19 protein-coding genes and 1 pseudogene are annotated in these 21,381 nt (G+C 34.1%); 14 read left to right on the top strand and 6 right to left on the bottom strand.

From position 1 onward, the window contains the following. Positions 1-173 precede the first annotated feature (173 nt). Genes QYS49_RS17480 through QYS49_RS17470 form a run of 3 tightly spaced genes read left to right on the top strand, consistent with a single transcriptional unit; the run spans position 174 to position 2,694 of the window. A complete protein-coding gene (locus QYS49_RS17480) occupies positions 174-914 on the top strand; it encodes a LiaF transmembrane domain-containing protein (protein ID WP_308349200.1) in 741 nt (246 codons plus the stop codon). 8 nt (positions 915-922) lie between these two features. Next, positions 923-1,963, top strand: coding sequence for a sensor histidine kinase (locus QYS49_RS17475; RefSeq protein ID WP_308349198.1), 1,041 nt, complete (start codon positions 923-925; stop codon positions 1,961-1,963). Beyond that, positions 1,960-2,694, top strand: coding sequence for a LytR/AlgR family response regulator transcription factor (locus tag QYS49_RS17470; RefSeq protein ID WP_308349196.1), 735 nt, complete (start codon positions 1,960-1,962; stop codon positions 2,692-2,694). The genes QYS49_RS17475 and QYS49_RS17470 overlap by 4 nt, the downstream gene beginning before the upstream one ends. Positions 2,695-2,957: 263 nt before the next feature. On the opposite strand, the gene QYS49_RS17465 is transcribed toward QYS49_RS17470, so the two are convergent. From QYS49_RS17465 to QYS49_RS17450, 4 genes are all read right to left on the bottom strand, one after another. Then, positions 2,958-4,367 (bottom strand): MBL fold metallo-hydrolase, encoded by a 1,410-nt coding sequence (locus tag QYS49_RS17465; RefSeq protein ID WP_308349193.1) that lies wholly within the window; start codon positions 4,365-4,367, stop codon positions 2,958-2,960. A gap of 327 nt (positions 4,368-4,694) precedes the next feature. Continuing rightward, entirely contained in the window at positions 4,695-6,074 is a 1,380-nt protein-coding gene (locus QYS49_RS17460; RefSeq protein ID WP_308349191.1) for an MBL fold metallo-hydrolase RNA specificity domain-containing protein, read from the bottom strand. 100 nt (positions 6,075-6,174) lie between these two features. After that, entirely contained in the window at positions 6,175-8,658 is a 2,484-nt protein-coding gene (locus QYS49_RS17455; RefSeq protein ID WP_308349189.1) for a GIN domain-containing protein, read from the bottom strand. A gap of 53 nt (positions 8,659-8,711) precedes the next feature. Beyond that, the gene (locus QYS49_RS17450; protein ID WP_308349187.1) at positions 8,712-9,083 is read right to left on the bottom strand and encodes a PadR family transcriptional regulator; all 372 of its coding nucleotides are present in this window, start codon (positions 9,081-9,083) and stop codon (positions 8,712-8,714) included. A gap of 456 nt (positions 9,084-9,539) precedes the next feature. Between QYS49_RS17450 and QYS49_RS17445 the strand changes: the two genes are divergently transcribed. The 6 genes from QYS49_RS17445 to QYS49_RS17420 all read left to right on the top strand — a co-directional run bounded on the left by QYS49_RS17445 (position 9,540) and on the right by QYS49_RS17420 (position 14,910). Then, a complete protein-coding gene (locus QYS49_RS17445; RefSeq protein ID WP_308349186.1) occupies positions 9,540-10,361 on the top strand; it encodes a hypothetical protein in 822 nt (273 codons plus the stop codon). A 65-nt stretch (positions 10,362-10,426) separates the two neighbouring features. Then, entirely contained in the window at positions 10,427-10,951 is a 525-nt protein-coding gene (locus QYS49_RS17440; protein ID WP_308349184.1) for a hypothetical protein, read from the top strand. 16 nt (positions 10,952-10,967) lie between these two features. Further along, positions 10,968-11,786: a tetratricopeptide repeat protein gene (locus tag QYS49_RS17435; RefSeq protein ID WP_308349183.1), complete on the top strand. Its 819-nt coding sequence runs from the start codon at positions 10,968-10,970 to the stop codon at positions 11,784-11,786. 303 nt (positions 11,787-12,089) lie between these two features. Continuing rightward, positions 12,090-13,856 carry a fibronectin type III domain-containing protein gene (locus tag QYS49_RS17430; protein ID WP_308349181.1) on the top strand — a complete coding sequence of 589 codons (1,767 nt, stop codon included), beginning with the start codon at positions 12,090-12,092 and terminating at the stop codon, positions 13,854-13,856. Positions 13,857-13,865: 9 nt separating this feature from the next. After that, complete coding sequence (locus tag QYS49_RS17425) at positions 13,866-14,513, top strand: hypothetical protein (protein WP_308349179.1); 648 nt, start codon at positions 13,866-13,868, stop codon at positions 14,511-14,513. Between the two features lie 235 nt (positions 14,514-14,748). Beyond that, positions 14,749-14,910 carry a hypothetical protein gene (locus QYS49_RS17420; RefSeq protein WP_308349177.1) on the top strand — a complete coding sequence of 54 codons (162 nt, stop codon included), beginning with the start codon at positions 14,749-14,751 and terminating at the stop codon, positions 14,908-14,910. 25 nt (positions 14,911-14,935) lie between these two features. On the opposite strand, the gene ggt is transcribed toward QYS49_RS17420, so the two are convergent. Further along, positions 14,936-16,612, bottom strand: coding sequence for a gamma-glutamyltransferase (gene ggt, locus QYS49_RS17415; RefSeq protein ID WP_308349175.1), 1,677 nt, complete (start codon positions 16,610-16,612; stop codon positions 14,936-14,938). 107 nt (positions 16,613-16,719) lie between these two features. Further along, positions 16,720-16,959, bottom strand: a pseudogene (locus QYS49_RS19070) (winged helix-turn-helix transcriptional regulator); the annotation flags it as partial. A 229-nt stretch (positions 16,960-17,188) separates the two neighbouring features. Between QYS49_RS19070 and QYS49_RS17410 the strand changes: the two are divergent. From QYS49_RS17410 to QYS49_RS17390, 5 genes are all read left to right on the top strand, one after another. After that, entirely contained in the window at positions 17,189-17,824 is a 636-nt protein-coding gene (locus QYS49_RS17410) for an NAD(P)-dependent oxidoreductase (RefSeq protein WP_308349174.1), read from the top strand. A 214-nt stretch (positions 17,825-18,038) separates the two neighbouring features. After that, positions 18,039-18,398, top strand: a complete 360-nt coding sequence (locus QYS49_RS17405; RefSeq protein WP_308351595.1) for an NmrA family NAD(P)-binding protein — start codon at positions 18,039-18,041, stop codon at positions 18,396-18,398. Positions 18,399-19,034: 636 nt separating this feature from the next. Further along, complete coding sequence (locus QYS49_RS17400) at positions 19,035-19,535, top strand: T9SS type A sorting domain-containing protein (protein ID WP_308349173.1); 501 nt, start codon at positions 19,035-19,037, stop codon at positions 19,533-19,535. A 6-nt stretch (positions 19,536-19,541) separates the two neighbouring features. Then, positions 19,542-20,189, top strand: a complete 648-nt coding sequence (locus tag QYS49_RS17395) for an outer membrane beta-barrel protein (RefSeq protein WP_308349171.1) — start codon at positions 19,542-19,544, stop codon at positions 20,187-20,189. Between the two features lie 21 nt (positions 20,190-20,210). Further along, complete coding sequence (locus tag QYS49_RS17390) at positions 20,211-21,314, top strand: hypothetical protein (RefSeq protein WP_308349169.1); 1,104 nt, start codon at positions 20,211-20,213, stop codon at positions 21,312-21,314. Positions 21,315-21,381 lie beyond the last annotated feature (67 nt).

The raw sequence follows: 21,381 nt of genomic DNA, 5'->3' as shown, positions 1-21,381 counted from the left end.
AAGAGATGTGTCTATCTGCATAATCAGGCATAAATCGTGTGGAGATGTAATAATTAGACTTTTTCACCGACTCAATTCTGACGTTCACCTAGAATTTGGAATTTCTGACCTATTGACAAAAGTATTTTACTTTAATCTATGCTAGGTTTGTTTCATCATTAAATAATGAACTTATGAAAAACAAACAACATAACTCGGGAAGAAACAATTTGTCATTTGGTGTAATCCTTTTGATTATTGGTAGTGTTTTATTGCTGGATAGAATGGATATTATTGAATTCAGTTGGGTGTTCAGTTGGCCATTTATTTTAATCGGAATTGGAATTTTTTCGATAGTGCGACATGGGTTCAATAATGGGTTTGGTCTAATAATGTTGCTGGTAGGTAGTTTTTTTCTTTTAAGACGTGAAGGTCTAATTCCTTCAGAATATTATGATTATCTATTGCCGGCTGGAATTATACTCATTGGTTTATATTTAATTTTTAGAAGAAGTTCTAGATATGGAAATTCGAAAATTGATTCAGATAAAGAAGTTGAAACAAATACTGATATTTCTGATGCAAAAATAGTGGAAAGTGATTATATCAGAGCAGAAGCAGTTTTTGCTTCGGTTCAAAGAAGATTAATTACCAAAGATTTTAAAGGTGGTAAAATAACCACCGCATTTGGTGGGGCAGATATTGATTTATCCAAGGCTGAAATAAAGGATAGTGCGGTTTTAGATGTAGAAGTGACTTTCGGGGGATTGAAATTGATTATACCACCACATTGGGAAATTCAAGCAGATGTCAGCAATGTATTTTCAGGTATTGAAGATAAAAGAGCATTTCCTTCGGTTGATGAAGCCGATAGAAAAATTTTGTATTTAAAAGGCTCCGTTAGTTTTGGTGGGTTAGAATTTAAATCCTATTAAATTTACAGATGTTTTTACAATTCATAAGGCATCAAAATAAAGCGTGGATAAAGCTCCTCGGTATCCTCTTACTTTGGTTAAGCTTATGCACGCTTTTATTGATGCACTATGGGTTGAATTTTCCTTCTGCTTTAATTGATAGTGTAGTTTTTAGTTTATTTCTATTGCTAGGGTTTATGTTGCTGGAAAACATCTTCAGGTTTTATCTGCCCACCAAAAGCAATGTGATTCTTGTTTTTATATTACCCTTTATTTTATCCTTAATAATTCTGTTTTCAGGAGATTTTCTGATAAAATGGGTGATTCCAGATGCTTTCTATAATGCTGATTTCCTCAACTCTATTTTTATAATTCGTGGATTCATTATCCTGCTAATTTTCACTGCCTATTCATTAATGTTGAATTTTCAAGGGAAATTGGAAGAGCAAGCTGAAGCTGAAGAAAGAGAAGTTAAGATGCAACAAATGGCTAAAGAATCAGAACTATATCAATTACGCCAGCAATTGCAGCCGCATTTTCTGTTTAATAGCTTAAATTCAATTAGTGCCTTGGTAAAAGCTCAACCAGATAGGGCCAGAGAAATGGTATTACAATTATCTGATTTTTTGAGAGGGACCATCCAGAAAGAAGCCAATAAATGGATTAAAGTAGAGGAAGAGATTAGTTTTTTAAACCTTTTTACGGATATTGAAAAGGTCCGATTTGGGCATCGTTTACAAGTTGTTTTTAAAGTTGAAGAAGGCATTAACGAACTGAAACTCCCTCATTTAATGGTGCAGCCTTTATTGGAAAATGCCATAAAGCATAGTTTATATGGCTTAACTGGAGAAGTGAGCATTGAAGTTGATTTTAGGAAAAAGGAAAAGAACCTTGAAGTGATCATTACAAATCCTTTCGATCCAAAGGCGGGTCAAGCCAAAGGTGCAGGATTTGGTTTGGAGGCTGTCCGTAGGAGACTATTTCTTATTTTTGGAAGGTATGATTTATTGAAAACGAATGCTTCATCTCAGCAATTTACTGTTGAACTTTTAATTCCACAGCTATCATGATTAGAACCATTATTATTGATGACGAACCCCTGGCAACTGGCATAGTCCAAGAATATTTAGCCGAATGCAAAGAATTTGAAGTGCAAGCTATATGTCATGATGGTTTTGAAGGTTTAAAAGCCATTCAGAAGCATCAGCCAGATTTAATTTTTCTGGATGTGCAGATGCCGAAAATTAACGGTTTTGAAATGCTGGAGCTACTGGAAGAACTTCCAGCAGTTATTTTTACCACCGCCTTTGATGAATACGCATTACAAGCATTTGAAGTCCATGCAATTGATTATTTGCTAAAGCCTTTTTCTCAAGATCGATTTAATAAAGCAATAGAAAAATATAGGCAAAGCGGATTAGCTCAGAATGTTCAAGAATTGCTGAATAATGAATCGTCTGAAGCACAAGAATATTTAACTAGGATTGTTCTAAAAGACCGAAATGACATAAAGATCATCCCTACTCAAGATATTAAATACTTGGAGGCTAATGATGATTATGTAAATATTTACACTAAAGAAGCTAAGTGTCTCAAAAACAAGACTCTTAGCTATTATGAAAATCATTTAGATCCTGAAACATTTGTCAGAGTACATAGATCATATCTGGTGAAAATTGCAGAAATCACTAAAATAGAAGCCTATAAGAAAGAAAGTCATGTTTTGATTTTGAAAAGCGGGGAGAAAATACCGGTAAGCAAAACAGGTTATCCTAAATTGAAGAGTGCTTTAGGGTTCTAAATTAAAAGGTATACACTGCTAGTTCATGCCTCCATTTGGACCATTTTAGAATGAAAATGCTATTGATTTTAAAACCTCTTATTATCTACGGTAAAAGCACAAGCGTACGCTTGCGCATTGCAGTCAGATTCATTATGACTCCTAGTTCAAGCGTCCGTTTGGACTTTTTTGGGATTAAAAAACGAAAATGCCAGTCGTGTCAAGACCTTAAAATGTAAGTTGAATTCAAGCCAAAGCTCAAAGCTATGGCTTGTATAGAATATTTATAATAAAGTAGTAGGGCAAACATATTCCGATACAAGAATATCCGTTTCTTTTATTCCCTTAAAGCCATCTCTAACATCTACAAAATTATCCCAGCCCCTTGCTTTTAATAAGGAAGCGGCTAACATACTTCTATATCCTCCTTCACAGTGGATAATGAATGGCTTATCTTTTGGAAGTTCTGCTAAATGAGAATTGATTTGATTTAGTGGTATATTAAGAGCACCAATTATATGTTCTGAATCATATTCGCTTTTCTTTCTAATATCAATTACCAAAGGAGAGTCATCCATTTTTCTAGCTAATTCTTTGGCATCTATTCGATTCAATTTATCAATTTCTTTATGAGCATATTTCCAGCTGTTAAAGCCTCTTTCCAAATAACCTATAGTTTTGTCATAACCCACTCGTGATAGCCTGATCATAGCTTCTTCCTCCTTGCCTTCATCCGTAACTAGGAGTATTTTCTGTTTGATATCTGGAATCATTTCCCCAACCCACATGGCAAAATTTCCATCTAATCCTATATTGATACTGTTGGGTATAAAACCTTTAGCGAAATCTTCTGCAGATCTTGTATCCAATACCAATGCACCAGTTTCATTGGCTGCAGCTTCAAATGCTTCGGGGCTTAAAGGTCGCTTAGCTTTTTCCATTACAGAATCAATACTTTCATAACCTTGAATGTTCATCATAACATTTTTCGGAAAATAGCCAGGTGGTGGAGTTAATCCAGATAATAGTTTTTCAATAAATTCTTCTTTATCCATTGGCTGAAGAGCATAATTGGTTTCTTTTTGATGCCCTAATGTATCCGTAGTTTCCTTACTCATCATTTTACCGCAAGCGCTACCAGCACCGTGATTTGGATATACCATCAAAGAATCATCTAAGGGAAGGATTTTTTTGTGCAAGGAATCATATAGTAAACCGGCCAATTTTTCTTCTGTTAAATCTTCAATTACGTGCTGTGCCAAATCAGGTCTGCCTACATCTCCTATAAATAAGGTGTCACCTGTGATGATTCCATGGTCATCTCCATTTTCATCTATCAAAAGATAGGTGGTACTTTCCATGGTATGACCAGGAGTGTGTAAAACCTTTATTTTGTAGTTTCCTACTTCAAAAATATCATGATCTTGTGCCACAATAGCTTCAAATTGCGGTTTGGCTGTAGGTCCATACACAATTTTTGCACCTGTTTTTTTTGCTAAGTCCAAATGACCACTTACAAAGTCTGCATGAAAGTGTGTTTCGAAAACATACTTGATTTTAGCCTTGTCTTTTGTTGCTCTGTCGATGTACGGTTGTACTTCTCTCAAAGGATCGAAAATTGCGGATTCTCCGTTATTTTCAATATAATATGCTGCATGTGCTAGGCATCCTGTGTAAATCTGTTCTATTTTCATGGCTTTTCAGAATTTAGTTTTATTCAAATTTACGCATTGATAATCAGTTAGTTAGTAACTTTTATCACTTTTTTGAAAGCTATGATTTTTATCTGCCTTTTAATTGATTTTTGTCATGATATTTGGGGGTTATCAATTTGAGTTTTATCAGTTCGGAAGGATTTAAGTGAAGAGTGTCAGCTGCCGAAAGCTAGGTAGGATAAAATGATTATATTCCTGAAAAGGCTCAAAAATTGGTAATAGCACAAGCGGATGCTTGCACTATTGCAGTCTAGTTCATTACGGCTTTTGGTTCATGCGTCCGCTTGGACCTCATTGGATTTCAGCTCAAATCCCCGAAAATAGTTCAAAAGATTCCATATAATCTGGGATAAAAACATTATTGACTTCTTTTTCTTCAAGCTTATTTTTTAGAGCTTCCATAGCTTCAACCTCCCCATGCACTAAGAATGTAAACTTTAATGCCTTTTCAAATCTGGAATACCAGTCAATCAGTTCCGTTTGATCTGCATGTGCCGACAGCCCATCTATTTTAGCAAATTGACATTTGATAGGAATTTCCTCGCCATAGATTTTTACACTTTCTTTGCCTTCTAAAATATCCCGTCCTCTGGTTCCTTCAGCTTGAAAGCCAACCATAAGCAAAAGATCATTTTTATTTCCTAACCTTTTGAATAAATGGCTTAGGATTCGGCCACCGGTCAACATTCCACTAGCCGAAATAATAATGGCTCTATTTTCTAGTGCATCCAGTGTTCTGGATTGCTGATGCTCTCTGATGTAATGGAAATTTTTATCGTCAAATATGTCTTTATCCTGTAATCGGTGCTGATTATCGTATTTTTTATATAAATGAGTAACACTAATGGCCATAGGACTATCCAAATAAACTGGCAAATGAGGAATTTGGCCGGTTCTCATCAATTCATGTAAGTAGAATAGTAGATTTTGGGTTCTGCCTACTGTAAATGCAGGAATCATTATGACTCCCTCATTCATATGATCTAAAATATGCTGTTTTAATTCCTCTTGAACTTTAGATACATCATTCAGTCGATCTCCATAAGTAGATTCTAAAAATACCACATCAGAATTCTTAAAGAAGGTAGGAGGGAAGAGTACAGGGTCAGAATTTCGACCCAAATCCCCACTGAAAATAATGTTTTTCTCTTGCGTAGTTCCCTTTAAGATTACTTCCACTGAAGATGCTCCCAAAATATGACCAGCAGGGTGGAATTTTATTTGAATATTTTCGGTAAGGTCAAAAAGGTTTTCAAATTTTTTAGGCACCACCGTTTTCAAAGCTGCTTCAGCATCTTTTTGGTCATATAAAGCGAGAGGGTTTTCATGCTTAGAGTAGCCTTTTTTCTTCGCAAATTCAGCTTCTTCTTCTTGCAATTTGGCAGAATCCATCCACATGATTTCGAGTAAGTCTGCTGTGGCTTCTGTACAACACACATGCTTTTTATACCCTTGTTTTACCATTCTTGGTACATAGCCTGAATGGTCTAAATGAGCATGCGTCAAAATTATGGCATCAATTTCTTTTACATCAATTGGAAAATCCTCCCAATTTCTTAATCTTAATTTTTTAAGCCCTTGAAATAGTCCGCAGTCGATTAAAATTTTGAAATCATCAACTTCTAATAAGAATTTTGAACCTGTTACGGATTGGGCTCCACCCAAAAATTTTACTCTTACATCCATAGAAATTTATTATGGAACCAAGATGCAAAAAAAACAGATAAAATTAATGGAATAGAATAAATTCATGCCATGACTAAAAATCATGGCATGAATAAATATTTTAATCAGCGGACACTTTTGCTCCGCTGCTGCTATTGCTTTCTAATCGAGGGCTTCCTTGATAAGTGATTTTTGCTGCACTGCTTGCACTTGCATCCAAATATCCTGTTACATGAACCTCAGCTTTTGAAGCACTTGAGGCGTCTACTTCAGCATTTTTAACAATTAGTTCAAAAGCTTCAATATTAGCTGCACTGCTTATATCCAAATCCATATTTTCTGTATTCCCCCTGAGTTTTACCTTTGAAGCACTGGAAACCTCCAAGTTTAGATGATTATAATTTACATCACCAATAAGCTTAGCTGCTGAACTTATATCAACATTCAGTTTTTCGCCTTTTATCCCATACAGATGAGCTTGTGCTGCTGAGGAAAGTTCCAACTGTTTTAACTCTGGTACAGTTATAATACATTGTACCTTAGGAATACTGCCTTTCCAATTCCATGAATCTTTTGAAAAGAAGTTCCAATCCCAGTCTTTTCTTTCAAAATACACTTTCAATCTTTCATTTTTCACTTCAAACCTGAATTCTTCCAAATCTTCTTCATTTTCGGCCACTACTTGGAAGTCATATCCATTTCCTTGTCTTATTTCAACAAAGATTCCGGTTGCAGCCGAAATTTTACTAAAATCAGTAAGGTCGTAAGTTCGCACATAGGCGTCACTTGAAAAATCGAATGGTGTGTCAAAAAAACGGTCTGAATCTGTCTCGCTGTAAAAACTACTACTCGATTTTTTCTCTGAACAAGTCAAACAATTCAAGCCCTCATTTCTCTCAAAAGTCCAGCGGTTGTTATGGATTTGCCCTACCGTATAGCCATTTATATAGATAGTGTTGCGTAAAATATGACGCATTTTTCTATCCATTTCAAATTCTTGACCATAAGGAACATACAAAATCATATTCAGGCTTTGTGCTCTAAAAGCGGCATCTTCCAAAAATCTAATATTTGAATCGAAATATAAAATGCTATCATTCTTTACTTCCACATTATGATAGGTCATTTTTGCATTTTGTTCAGCATCTATTCTACTGTTTCCCTGTGCTTTAAATCTTTTCTCAAGTTTTAATTTATCGCCATCATATCCTCTGATTTTAAGATTTGTAACATCATAATCTTCAAAACCAACTTCATTTAGTTTTAAAACAGCTACTTTATCAGCCATATCATATTCATAGGTTTCGAATACCTCGCCATCATTTCTGAAATTCATAGCTGTAGTTGGTATAATGATGGATGCACCTATCAAACTTATAAACCATACGGCCAAAAGTGAAAAAGCTACGGTTCTGTTCATTAACCATCTACGTGCCATTACACTGATACCAGAAATCATGATGAAAAGAGCCGGAATAATTAAAAATAAGAAACTAATCAGTACTAATTCTAAGGAGAATGTATTTGCAATCAATTCATTAGGAATATCAAAGAAATTGATATTTGCTGATTCAAACCAAATTCCTTGTGATATAAATAAAAGGATGATAAATGTCACTCCTAATCCCAATCCAAATAAACTCAATATGAGTCCTAAAATTATTCTTGCAGCTTCTACAATAAAATTCAATACTGGTCCTAATGCTTTTGCTAATCCACTTAAAATTATGGCTACTAAGCGGAATGGGAATAGTAAGATTTTTACAAGTGGAGTTTCCTCCCCATTTTCAACTTTTAAGCTGCTCTTTATATTTTTTTCAATATTGCTTAGCGTGATGGGTGTTCCTTCCATCTGCATTTTTTCCGTTACTGTTTTGGCAGTTGGGGTAATAAACCAAAGCACCAGGTAGATAATAAAACCGGCTCCACCAGGAATAAGCAATAGGACAAATAGAATTCTGATTATTGCTACATCCGTTCCGAAATAGGCAGCTAAACCTCTGGCTACACCACCAATCACTTTATTTTCTTGGCTACGATAGAGTTTCTTCACCTTCTCATCTTCCTTCAAATCAGGATTGGCTGGTAAGAAAATCCACATTAAGATATAGGTGATTAGTATTAAAATGGAAGTAGGTTGAAAAGGAAGTAAACCTAAAAAGCCTACTATAAATATTAACCTAATCCATAGCACATCAATTTTGAAATAATGTGCAATACCCGATGCTACACCACCAAATATATTTCTTTTAGTATCTCTAAATAATTTTTTTGTACCGGTTTGCTCCTGACTTTCATAGGATTCGTAAGTCTTTTCCTCAAAAGCTTCATCGGTTTCTTCTGCTTTTTGGAAATCCTCTATGCTACCCAAAGTAACCATTAGTGCATTCACGTCTTCCAGGTCAATGACTTGCTTATCATCTTTGAGTTTCGCTAAGAAAATTTCAGCTATCCGATTTTCAATGTCATTGATAATTTCCTGACTGTCTTTGAAATCAGAAAAATATCGGTTGATGGCATCCAAATAGTTTTTAAGCTTGTCAAAGCCATCTTCCTCTATGTGGAATATTATGCCTCCTATATTTATACTTATATTCTTTTTCATTGCTTTAAAATTAAGATTTTTTAGATTAATTTATATGAGAAATTACCTACCAATTAATTTTCTTTATTCGTTTCCTTGGCTGTTTTTAATTCCTCGTCAGTCTTTTTCTTGATTCTTTTGGCTGATTTATTAATCTCAATCCAAGTTTCATCCAATGCCTTAATGGTATTCTGCCCGCTTTCAGTCAATTGATAATGCTTTTTGGGCAATCCATTTTGCGCTTCATTCCATTCATATTGAACCAAATTTTCTTGTTTTAACCTCATCAAAAGTGGGTAAATAATTCCCTCTACTTTGATGAGATCTTCTTCTAAAAGTTCGTCAATGATGTCAGAGGCATAAACTTCACCTCTTCTTAAAATCTGCATCACACAATATTCCAGAACCCCTGTCCGCAATTGTGATTTTATCTTTTCTGCTATCATAAGTTTTTCCTTTAATGATGATTAATTTTGGCTGCTATGCCAATTCTCATCATACTATGCCAAGATATGTACCATTTAAAATTTTGATTGATAATAATAATGCCTTTTTATAGGGAAATAAGCCTTTATTTAGTCATTAGGCCATATTTATATTTTTATAAGTGCCAAAAGCCATACTATTCTAAGAGCTAATTTTGTACGTGAGAGGTCAATAAATTAAGGAAAGTGTACGATTTTGAACAGCTATAAAATCATATTTTAATATTTAAAAGATGATTGTTTTGCCCTGCTTGCTTGTGCCGTCTGAATAGGCAGAAACAAATATGATTAGAAGCTTATAGTAGCTTAAAAAGATTTTAGCTATATAATTTAAAAACTTTTGTAACGTTTAGAATATCAAGTCCCAACTAATTACAGCTATTTTGTATCTGATAAATAGAATTTAAAGAAAAAATTATGAAAAAGATATTCAGTCTCGTGTTAAGCTTAATGGTGATTTTATTAGTGTCTTGTAACCCTGATGATGAAAATAATCAAGATCCAAAGCCAGTTATGCCACCAGAATATAGTATGGCACCTAATTTTGATGATTTTCAAGCTGAAGGAAATCAACGAAATAAAACCATTGAAAATTGGTTTTATTCAGCCGTGAATGTAGGTGTTTATTCAGCCGTCTTAAAAGGGAGTCTTGCCATTCCAATAACGGCTTTCAAAGTTACTGTAAGTCAAGAACCATTTTATGATACTGAAGCTGGCGTTTGGACTTGGGAAAGTTCTTTTTCTGTACATTCAAATGATTATTCCATTCGACTTACGGCTGATGTAGTCGATGGCAATGTAGATTGGAAAGGTTATATTACTTCAACTTCGACTCATTCAATTTCTTCTTACTATCCTCCTGAGAATTTTTTATGGTTTGAAGGGCAATCAAATGTAAATGGGAATAGTGGTAGCTGGACTCTTATTGATAGCCCGGGTAATCCATCTCCTTGGATAAAAACTGAGTGGTCGAGAAATGAAGCGCAAACTGAGGGTATAGCTACTTTCACAATTGAAAAGGAAGGTGAATTACAAGGGAGTTATATTGCCTATGGCAGAAATGAAAACAGTGGGTTTAATCGCTCAGTGGAAATATCCAATACTCAATCAAATGATTTTATTGAAATTGAGTGGAATAGTGAATTGAAATTTGGTAGGGTGAAAAGTGAAAATCATTTTGGAGATACAGATTTCCATTGCTGGGATCAAGATTTACAGGATGTAAGCTGTGAAGAATAAAACAGGAGTATATTTTTATTAAATTGAAACAAATTATTAGAACCATCAATCTAAATTTATTTCTGTTGAAAAATATATTTTTCGCTTATGCATGTGTTTCATTTTGCATGCTTTCTTGTATTAGCAATCCACCAGAAGAGAAAGAGCCTTATCAGCGGTGGGTTGGAGATATCTCATTCGATGAGAAAACTGATGATCCTGATTTTCAATTATGCTATGAGGAGAAATATATCCGTCAATATTTTAATTTCAGTAAAGGCGTACAATACAAAGGGGAGAAACCGGCTATTATTCGACATTTTAAAGAAAATTATAAGCCTGTTCAATCTGACCAAAGCGGACTTTTACGTATTCGTTTTATAGTGAATTGTAAGGGCGAAACGGACAGATTTCGGTTGATGGGTATGAATGATGAGTATCAACCAATGAAATTTGATTCTGAAATCAGTAACCAGCTTCTTGCTTTAACCAAGAAAATGGAGGGTTGGCTTCCCGTTGAAATGGATCAAATGGATAATATGACCTTGGATTATTATCAATACCTCATATTTAAAATTCATAATGGGGAGATTATTGAAATAATGCCTTAAACTAGAATGAAAACCTATGAAATTCTGTCTTACCATAATTTTTGTCACTTTCGCATCACTATCTTTTGCTCAACCCAATTGCAATTATTTTTTACACATTGGAGACAGTTTGAAATATAAGGCTTGCAAAGAAACTGAAAATGCTAAAGGGCATTATCAATTTAGCAAGGAATATCAAATAGTGATGGATAATACCATCGATATAGATTCTACATATTCATATGCATACAGATCAAAATCGGTGGCTTATCTCAAAAGTGGTGATTTTTTGGAGTGGAAAAGACTGATCGACTTAGCTGTGAAATACGATCCAATTGGAAATTTGGGTTATAGAGCATCCTGCAGACATCAATTTTTTAAAGATTATGGCGGTGCAATAGTCGATATTGAAGCGTTATCTAAAATGACGAATGAGGATATAGGGCACTCCGCCAATGGGGTTTATCATTTGGAAGTGGTGAGAGCACTCTGCTATAGCAATTTAGGCAGAAAGCAAAAAGCAATTGATATTATTGAAAATCAGTTAGCTATCGAAGATTATATGGTTGGAATTTATGATTATATCCACTTAGGGGTTTTGTATTTAGAGCTAGAAGAATTTGAAAAAGCAAAAGCGTATTTTGAAAAACAGGTGGAATATAATGACTTAGCCGAAAATCATTTTTATTTGGCAAGAGCATTGAAAGCTCAAGATAAAATAGATGAGGCTAAAATGGAGCTGGAAAAAACGAGCTCACTTTTTCAAAAAGGTTATGTTCTACATGATTTATACGTATATCCGGATGATAAAATTTATTGGAGCATGATAGAAGAAGAAAAGAAAGCCTTAGATTAATGATAATCTCCACCAACCATGTGATCTTCAAAATTCATATTTTGAATTAATATCGTATTATTGACAAGTTTCCTTTTTTAAAAGTTGAAGAGTTAAAGGATGAAGTATTAATAAGACTTAAGTAAACTTCATTAAGTTTTGTATAAATATTTTGATATTTCCTATTGTTTTATAGGAAATATATACATAAGTTTACAAGAAAATACCCAGACAAAAAAAAGATGACCAAAACCTTAAACTCTCCTTAGCAAAGCAAATGATAGTTTACGGACGGGGTTTCCAAAACCCTTCAATTCCGAAAAATTGAAAACGACCTATATTCAAACTAATCAATTAAAAATTATGAAAATCATGAATTGTAAATTACCCATTTTACTATTATCGTTCATTTTGTTAGTTACATATGGATGTAATACAGAAGAGGAAATGCAAATTGCAGAAGATGAAATTATATCTTTTGAAGTTAACGAGTATAATAACGATTTAAATGAATTTGCTCAGGCGGTCAATAATGCCGTTAATTCAAATATTGAGTTTAGAAAATTAATTAAAGAGGAGGCAATTAAGAAATTTGATGGGGATTATGATGTGTTATTGTCACATATCATAAATCGAAATATTGCTGGTGGTAACACAAATAGCTCAAATAGATCCAATTTTACAGTGAAGGAATTATTAAATGATTATTTGCCCAATAAGAATCCTTCAAATATGAGGAATTCTGAGTCAGCTATAGAAGCACTTTCAAAGAAATATCCTGATTTACAAGTGTCAGTTCCTGTGAAAGCTGAGGAGTGGGAAAGTGAATCCTATATTCCTAAAGTCACATTTATTCCGCTTGAATATCAGGATGGTATCACACAATCGGTTTTAGGATATGATAATAACAACAACATTATCACAATTGATGCCATTAACGAACCAGAAAATGCAATAATAGTAATAGGGCCTAATGAAAGAATTCCTGAACCTATAGGTGGGCCTATTTTAATAGTGGATGTGCCTGATCCTGTTAGTTTGACTGCTCTACCAACTGAAGCAGGCATCAGACTAAATTGGAATATGAGTACAACCACAAATTCTCAAAATACTACCGGCTATTATATCTATAGACAAGGGGTGAATGACAATGTGTTCAGGAAAATCCAAACCGTATTGGGAGCTAATAATAGGTCTTATAATGACAATAATATAATAAATGGGGCTTCTTATACATACTATGTTCAGGCGTACTTTTATTCCTCATCTGTATCAAATCCATCAAACTACGTGAATGCTACTGCACCATATCGTCCTAATCCTGTAGTAACTTTTGATGCTATCCAACAAAGCAAAAGCCAAATAGAGTTAAGATGGCAAAATAGTAATAATCAATATATTGAATACACTAAGTTGCAAAGAATGATTGTTGGTCAGCATACGAATTATTCAGAAATTGGTCGGTTTGATATTAATGAACAAGATTATTTTGATTTGAATTTTCCGCTGGGAAAAAAAATACTATATAAAATAACTCATAATACAACATTAGGAGAGTCAGATGCCAGATATGATTTTGTTCACACTCCCTACAGGGATATTTCTAAAAGTTCAAAAGTGTATATTAAAAAAATCAAAATTGGTTCGGAATTGAAGGATATTGAAGGCTGGATAAAAGGAGCGCCAGAGTTTTATATTAAAGTTTTAAATGTGGATCAAGCTTCTAAGCAAGCCTATGAAGTGCAAGATCAAATAGATATCGATTTTAACAGCAGGAGCAATTCCTCTCAAGACTTATCTGTTTATGTGATGGATTGGATGCCGGGTTTTTGGTATGATATGCTAACATTCTCGGTGGAGGAGTATGATAAACCATCAAGCGATTTTGAATTTAAAATTAAAGCTGGTTTTAACGTGAAAGATTCAATCATTAAAGGGTTAGATATTGGGGCTTCAGCAGAATATAAGGTGAAATTTGAGGATAAAGGAGAGTATTGTGGTAAATCCTATTTTAGCTATTATGAGAATCCTGAAAAATGGATCAAGTTCCCTAATTATGGGTTAGAGATATTATTAAGCGAAAAACAATAAACCAAAATCATGAAAAAAATAATTTATTTTACGCTAATGTTTTATGGTCTCTCAAATGTTTTGCTTGCACAGGAAAGCAAAAATAGCGACTATAAAATGCAAATTGAAGTTGGTTATACTTTAATGTCTAATTTGTTTAATGATAATGACTACTATAATTTTCAAACAAGTCTTGCAAATAATATTAATGATGAAACTTTAGCAGGTCCCACTATAGCATTCGTACACGAGACAAAATACCCTTATTTAGATGTAGTAATGGGGACAACATTTTTATTAAGAACCTCAACGGTATGGGGGGGAGGATATACTATTGGAAGTACCAATTCTTATGATTATTCTTTAAACGGAGGTGGTGTATATGTTGGTCTAAGACCTTTAATGAAAAGAAAGCATTTTGGACTTACTTCGGAATTTGCCATTGGTGTATTTTCATTTAAAGAGTATATAGGGATATTTAATAATACTGTACAGCCCTATATTGATAAATTTGACAAAAAAGCTTCTCATGGTCTTGGAGCAAAAGCGTCTTTTGGTGCTTATGTGAAATTTTGGAAATTAGGCATACATCCCACTGTTGATGCTATTTATTCCGGTGGAGCAAATGCAAGCTTTTTATTTTACGGTATGACTATACCCCTCACTTATACTTTCTAAAAATGAATTATGCGAATGTAGTCTTACTGCACTCGCATAATTTATCAATTTTATTTTCGGACTAGGTAAGAATAATATTGATTTACTTTCTTATAATCTGATTCATTTTAAAACCTTTCTTATATTCTTAGTAATTATTTTAGGAGATATTCATTCAATTAAAATCTTATTTTAGTCAGAAGCAACTTGTTCTTTCTTAAGATAATTAGGAACATTTTCTCCAGACTTTGTAGTAATGGTGATTACTGATCATTTTTATATGGTCAAAGTCTTGAAAGCTCAAGATAAAATAGAGGAAGCTAAACTGGAAATGGATAGAACGATTGTACTTTCTCAAAAAGGATATGTACTACATGATTTGTACGTATGTCTGGATGATAAATTTATTGGAGCATGATAGCAGAAGATAGGAAATATTTGAATTAGTAAGAAGCCACCCCTCCATCTGGACTTCCACTGTCTGAAGCGCCTTCCATAAAACCTGTTTCAGCATTGTATTTAATTCCCATTAGTCTGCCTAAGAAGCTGCGCATTTGCAGTTCATGCCCCATTTCTTCTAAAGATTTTAAAGTCTCAGGAGCCATTTTATATTCTTCATATACAATGTGATCAGGTAACCATTGATGATGAATTTTTGGTGCTTCAATGGCTTGAGCCATTGGATAATCGTAAACAGTGGTGGCAAGAACAGTTTGAAACACCGTATTGATGATAGTTCTTCCTCCAGGGCTCCCGATAACAAGGAATGGATAATTGTTTTTTGTAACTATAAACGGACTCATACTCGAAAGCATTCTTTTGCCTGGTTCAATGGTATTGGCTGGTGTTCCAATTTGTCCGCTATTAGTAGTTTTTCCAGGTACTGCATTGAAATCTCCCATTTCATTATTGAATAAAAAACCCAGTTTTGGTGATTGCATTTTAACGCCATAGCCTTGTTCCAAAGTTGTAGTCATCGATACCGCCATTCCACTTCCATCCATTACAGAAAGATGAGTGGTTTCATGCCCTTCAGAGAATAGCTGAACATCAGTGCTATCACTTTTACCAGCATCTTCAAAATCTATATCATTTAAGAGTTTTTTGGCATAGGCTTTAGATAGTAATTTATCTAATTCAGGAATTTCAGCATAATCCATATCCCCTAAATATTGCGCCCGATCTTTAAATGCTTTTCTCATAATTTCAGCTAGGGTATGATAATATTGAACGGATCCCATTTTAGGAATCTCATCCAAATGATCCCACATATTCATCATTTGGGTAACCGCCACTCCGCCAGAACTTGGTAAAGGCATTCCGTATAAATCATAGTCTTTAAAAGTGGAATGAATGGGTTTTCGTTCTATACTTTCATACTGAGCTAAATCTTCCATTGTGATAATACCATTTTGTGTTTGAAGATAGTTTACTAATTCTTGAGCTATTTCTCCTTCATAAAATGCTTTCTTACCTTCTTTTTGAATCTTTTTTAAAGTTTTGGCAAGTGCTGGTTGCTTCCAGTATTCACCAAATCCTACTAATTTTCCATCTCTTTTAATAAAGGATTGCATTTCGGGAAATTCATCAGGGTGTTCTGCAAAGTAGAAGAAATCCTTGGCTAAGGATTGTGGTAAAGGGAATCCGAATTCAGCTAACTGAATGGCTCGATCCAAAAGCTTTTCCCATTCTATTTTCCCATAATTTTGATGTGCATCATATAAGCCTGCAACCGTTCCTGGAACTCCAATTGCCAATGCAGTATTATGATTACTTCCAGATTTTAACTCTCCGTTTTCATCTAAAAACATATCTTTAGTGGAGGCCAGTGGAGCTTTTTCGCGAAAATCGTAAGTGGTCACTTCACCTTCTCCAGTATGGATAATCATAAATCCACCACCCCCAATATTTCCTGCAAAGGGCCAAGTGACAGCCAGTGTAAATGCCGTGGCAATGGAAGCGTCTACTGCATTTCCTCCATCTTTTAGGATTTCCAAACCTGCCTGAGAGGCATAAGTGGATGCACTTGCCACCATCCCATTTTTACCATAGTGGTTTTGAGAATAGGCAAAAGAGAAATTTAGAAATGTGGTTAGAACTATAATAGAGATGCTTTTCATTAAGGGGCAATTTTTATTTGGCTTTAAGATAATTAAAAAATAGCGATTGAAGTAAAATAGTATAATCAAGTTAATGAATTACCGACCTTCACAAAAAATATAACTACCTAACTTTTTTCATTTTCCATAACCCCCTCATATTCCAAAGCAAAACCCCGGATACTTCTTAAAAGAGGATATGTTTTCTCTCCAATTTGTGTGATAGAGTAGACTACTTTAAGAGGTTTTTTACATTTAGTTTCTTTAACAATAAGACCTGATCCTAAAAGTGATTTCAATTCCTGAAAAAGCATTTTTTTGCTTATATGCGGCAATAGTTTTTTAAATTCATGGCTTCTTTTCTCTCCACTCCTGAGTTGTTAATTAATCAGTAATTCCCATTTACCACCCAATAATTCTAGTATGGTTCTTCTGGTGAAAAGTGCAGTGATTTGTATTTTATCTTCTTTCATTTGAAAGCTAATTTATTTAGTTTCTTTTTAATCTATACTAACAAAAAGGAAGTCCATTTTTGAATAAATGTCACTATCAGGCACTCTGTTTTTACGTTATACTACTATAGATATATTATTAAGTATGAAGACAATAGCATTATTTGGAGGAAGCGGTCAAATAGGTAAATTGGTCTTAGAAAAAGTATTGAAAGAGGGCTACAAAGTGAACGCTTTGATCAGAAATCCTACTAAAATTGACATTAGTGATTCGAATCTAAATGTAATCAAAGGAGATGTATTGAATGAAAATGATGTCCTGAAAACTGTTGAAAGTTCCGATTTGGTTTTAAGTCTTTTCGGGCATGTCAAAGGATCACCTGAATGGCTGCAAACAGAAGGAACAGATTATATTGTAGAGGCAATGAAGAAGTCTGATGTTGATAAAATCATTTCACTTTCAGGTGGTGGCCTTCCATTTCCTGAAAAGGATAAACCGAAATTAGCGGATAAAATGATTCGTTTTATTATGAAAGTAGCTGTTCCTCAAATCTTAAAAGATGCCATTTTGCATGCAGAGGTATTACGGAAAAGTAATTTGGATTGGATTATTGTTCGCGCACCTAGATTAAACAATGATAAACCAAAACATAATTACAGAGTAGGTTGGGTAGGAGTCAATGCCTCTACCAAAATTAGCCGTGCAGATGTGGCTGATTTTATAGTAAAGCAAATAGAATCAGATGAATTTAAGCATCAAATGCCTTTTGTAAGCGAATAATTTTTTTGACATGAACATTTTAATAACAGCAGCAAACGGAAATGTTGGATAAGTAATTCTGTCATCATTTTTGAAAGATGATTTTGAAGCAAAGATCATAGCTGGACTCAGGAATCCAGATGACCTAAAAGAACTAGAGAAAATTCCATCTCCTTTTTCGAAACAAGAATTTGATTTTGGGAAAACCGAAAAATTCTAAGAATATTTAAAGGGGATAGATGTACTTTTTTACTCAGACCTCCTATATATTGCGGATTTGAAAGCCGTATTTAAGCCATTGATTGAAGTAGTAAAAGAAGTAGGGGTAAAGCATATCGTTTTTCTTTCTGTACAAGGTGCTGAAAAACAATCTTATATTCCGCATCATAAAATTGAAAAGCTGATAGTGGAAAGTCAAATTCCCTACACCTTTATTCGACCAGCCTATTTTATGCAGAACTTCATAACCACTTTAGGAAAAGATATAGATCTTTTCTCAATCGTCCTCCAGTTAAGTCTAAAGAGTTTTTGGGAAGGGAGAAGAATGTATTATCTCAAAAATGTTAGCCTAATAAAGCACAGAATTGATGAATAGAGGTTTCAATAAAAAAGGCAGATTTATTAAAATCTGCCCTTACAAACTTCACCTTGCAGAATGTAGTTGCATTATCTATTAAATACTACAGTTTTCAGCCCTTGGGTTCAGTTTAATCTTCTGAAAAAGTTCTTGGGATTAATGAGCTTGATTAATCTATTTTTGATCTTTTCTTGTTCAACAAAGTTCTTAAAATTTAGGATTAAAGCGTTATAAAAATCCGTTTGAAATTTACATAAATCATATGTTTTATATCAACGCTGTATGTTTCTAAATTCATTTACACTTGCAAGCATAAAAATCAAAAAGGTAATTAATGACTGAGTTTAAAATGATTTGAATTTTGTTTGATGACAACCACTGTTTTACCCAGATAACACCTATTTCGGAAATTTAGTAATTAAATATTACATAGGTTATATTATTATATGTTTAAAAGGTTGCTTTAAATAGTTAAACTTAAAATTAACTTAATGAAGTTTATTCAGGGGCTTAATTATTCTAGGAATATATTTATATGAAAACTGTGATAATTAAGTTCGTAATTGAAGCATAACTTATCTCTCCATTTTTATACAATTAATTTGTTTCTCTTTCAAATCACTAATTTTCACCATAAATCAAATGATATAATCTATGAAACAAAGAATACGGTATTTATCACTTCTTTTCTTTATGACTTTTTTGCTGAGCAATTTGCTTTTAGGACAAAGTCTAAAGCGACAAAGTATTGGTAGTTTAGGAAGTTCTAATTTTAGTAAAGGTGATCTATATATTCACCTGACTGTTGGACAAACTTATCAGAGTAACTCCAGTGATGGAGCCATCAGAGTTGGCTTTGAACAGAAGCTTGAAAAGGAAAAGGAGCTAAAAAAGAGCTCTACAGAGAAAGTAAGCATTAGTGCTTATCCCAATCCGGCAATAAGTGAGCTTAATATTGACCTGGTGAACACAATTAATGAGGGTCAATTGAAAATATTTGACATAAATGGAAGACTTGTCTATGAAAAGAAGATTAGCCAAGTTCAATATTTAAGATTGAATATAACCAGCTTGAACCCGGGACTTTATCAAGCCAATATAATTCCTATTGAAGGAAACACATCATATGTAACTAAATTCATTGTATCAAAATAAAAATTTATGAAATATTTTACTATAAAAATAATTGGATTAAGCCTTGTACTATTTATTTCATTAGGGAATCAAGGTATGGCACAGAGTAGCATTACAATTGATGCCTCTCAATATATCAGTAATTTTGCTTTTGAATTGAGCGATGGTACTCAGGATAGTGAATATTCTCCTGTTTATGGAGGCGGTTATTCCCTAGGATATTCTTATGAATTAGATATGGGGGTATTTTTAAACGGTGGTTTAGGAATGCGTCCGGGAGGTGCCACCTTGGTAGTAGATAACACTAATTATCAGTGGGATTTGCAATATGCACAAATTAGATTGGGTGCAGGTTATGCCTATGATTTAGGAAGAATCAAACCCTATATAGCTGTTGATGGCTATTATGGGCTACTTTTAACAGCTAATCAAAGAATTAATAACGAAGACTTTGACATTATTGACAGCGAATCTATCGAAAAAAATGATGTTGGAATCTATGTTAGTCCGGGAGCAAAGTTAGCAGTTTCGGATGCAATTACGGTTTATGCGCAGTACTCTTACCTATTAGGATTAAACAATGTTGAAACTACTACAGATGGTCAAAATGCGAAAAACAGAGCATCTGTATTCACATTAGGCTTATCATTTAGCATTGAACCATTGAGTAAATAATAAATACTAAAAGACAGAATTATGAAAATTTTATATAGATATATAGTTATAACTGTTTTGGGTTTATTTACAGCCCAAGGATTGACAGCACAGCAAATTGGTGACTTAAATGGAATAAATTTCCAAGCAGTAGCAATTGATGAAGATGGGAAGGAAATAGTGGGTATGGATGAGGAAGGAAAACCTCTTTATGAAGCGAATCTGGAAGTAAGATTTACCATTACTACAGGTCAAGATGGTGATGTGTTATATCAAGAAACTCAGGAAACTGTGACGGATGAATATGGCCATTTTAGTTTGGTAATTGGTAAAGGTAATTTAACTGGATCTGGTGCTTATGATGTGTTATTAGATATTCCATGGATTGAAGCCGACCAATGGTTGAAAGTAGAATTGAAGTATAACGGAAATGACTTCAGACAGGTAAGCTACCAACAATTTATGTCAGTTCCTTATGCTTTCTACACTGATGATATAGCAGATAATGCCATTACCACTTCAAAAATTTTGGATGGAGAAGTGAATAATGAGGATATTGCTTCAGATGCAGTGACAACTGACAAAATTCTGAATGGCGAAATAATCAATGAAGATGTTGCGGATGCAACTTTAGACTTAACTGCTAAGGTAATCAATATTTTACCTGTTAGAAACGGAGGTACTGGAACAGATTCTATTCCGGCAGGTCACATATTAATTGGAAACGGATTGGATTCTATGCAATCTCTTGCAGTTAATGATAGTGCAATGCTATTGACCAATAGCGGAGGAACTACAGAATTATATAAATTGAGACCTGGGCCAAGAACTTCCATTGATGTTGATGATGTAAATAAGACTATAACCATCACCGCTTTGCAACAATCAGGACCAGGGACAGGTGCAGGATCGGTTAGTGTTCCAAATGTTGCATCAGGCAGTCAGGTTGAACGTAACTTCCCTGCTGCGGGAGTTCAGCCAGGAGATATTATTCTGGCTACGATAGATCAAGATTTACAAGGCTTAACTATGACCGCTTATGTTCGTCAGGCGGGGCAAGTAATTGTCGTGTTTTTTAATGGTTCTGGTCAGCCAGTAAATTTAGGGCCTGTAACAGTAAATTTTGCTAATTTCGGCCAACCATGATTTTTTGAAGTGATTGATTTTGAAAGCGAATGCTCAGCAATGGTCATTCGCTTTTTTCATTTAATCA

The sequence above is a fragment of the Marivirga salinae genome, from assembly GCF_030503855.1.
Classification (GTDB): Bacteria; Bacteroidota; Bacteroidia; order Cytophagales; family Cyclobacteriaceae; genus Marivirga; species Marivirga salinarum.
The sequence above is the reverse complement of the archived record's forward strand: the minus strand, read 5'-3'. Positions and strand labels throughout refer to the sequence as shown.

Excerpts from the sequence above, each read along its gene's own strand:
- QYS49_RS17480 (WP_308349200.1), top strand. The coding sequence starts at position 174 with ATGAAAAACAAACAACATAACTCGGGAAGAAACAATTTGTCATTTGGT.
- QYS49_RS17475 (WP_308349198.1), top strand. The coding sequence starts at position 923 with ATGTTTTTACAATTCATAAGGCATCAAAATAAAGCGTGGATAAAGCTC.
- QYS49_RS17470 (WP_308349196.1), top strand. The coding sequence starts at position 1,960 with ATGATTAGAACCATTATTATTGATGACGAACCCCTGGCAACTGGCATA.
- QYS49_RS17465 (WP_308349193.1), bottom strand. The coding sequence starts at position 4,367 with ATGAAAATAGAACAGATTTACACAGGATGCCTAGCACATGCAGCATAT.
- QYS49_RS17460 (WP_308349191.1), bottom strand. The coding sequence starts at position 6,074 with ATGGATGTAAGAGTAAAATTTTTGGGTGGAGCCCAATCCGTAACAGGT.
- QYS49_RS17455 (WP_308349189.1), bottom strand. The coding sequence starts at position 8,658 with ATGAAAAAGAATATAAGTATAAATATAGGAGGCATAATATTCCACATA.
- QYS49_RS17450 (WP_308349187.1), bottom strand. The coding sequence starts at position 9,083 with ATGATAGCAGAAAAGATAAAATCACAATTGCGGACAGGGGTTCTGGAA.
- QYS49_RS17445 (WP_308349186.1), top strand. The coding sequence starts at position 9,540 with ATGAAAAAGATATTCAGTCTCGTGTTAAGCTTAATGGTGATTTTATTA.
- QYS49_RS17435 (WP_308349183.1), top strand. The coding sequence starts at position 10,968 with ATGAAATTCTGTCTTACCATAATTTTTGTCACTTTCGCATCACTATCT.
- QYS49_RS17425 (WP_308349179.1), top strand. The coding sequence starts at position 13,866 with ATGAAAAAAATAATTTATTTTACGCTAATGTTTTATGGTCTCTCAAAT.
- QYS49_RS17420 (WP_308349177.1), top strand. The coding sequence starts at position 14,749 with ATGGTGATTACTGATCATTTTTATATGGTCAAAGTCTTGAAAGCTCAA.
- ggt (WP_308349175.1), bottom strand. The coding sequence starts at position 16,612 with ATGAAAAGCATCTCTATTATAGTTCTAACCACATTTCTAAATTTCTCT.
- QYS49_RS17410 (WP_308349174.1), top strand. The coding sequence starts at position 17,189 with ATGAAGACAATAGCATTATTTGGAGGAAGCGGTCAAATAGGTAAATTG.
- QYS49_RS17400 (WP_308349173.1), top strand. The coding sequence starts at position 19,035 with ATGAAACAAAGAATACGGTATTTATCACTTCTTTTCTTTATGACTTTT.
- QYS49_RS17395 (WP_308349171.1), top strand. The coding sequence starts at position 19,542 with ATGAAATATTTTACTATAAAAATAATTGGATTAAGCCTTGTACTATTT.
- QYS49_RS17390 (WP_308349169.1), top strand. The coding sequence starts at position 20,211 with ATGAAAATTTTATATAGATATATAGTTATAACTGTTTTGGGTTTATTT.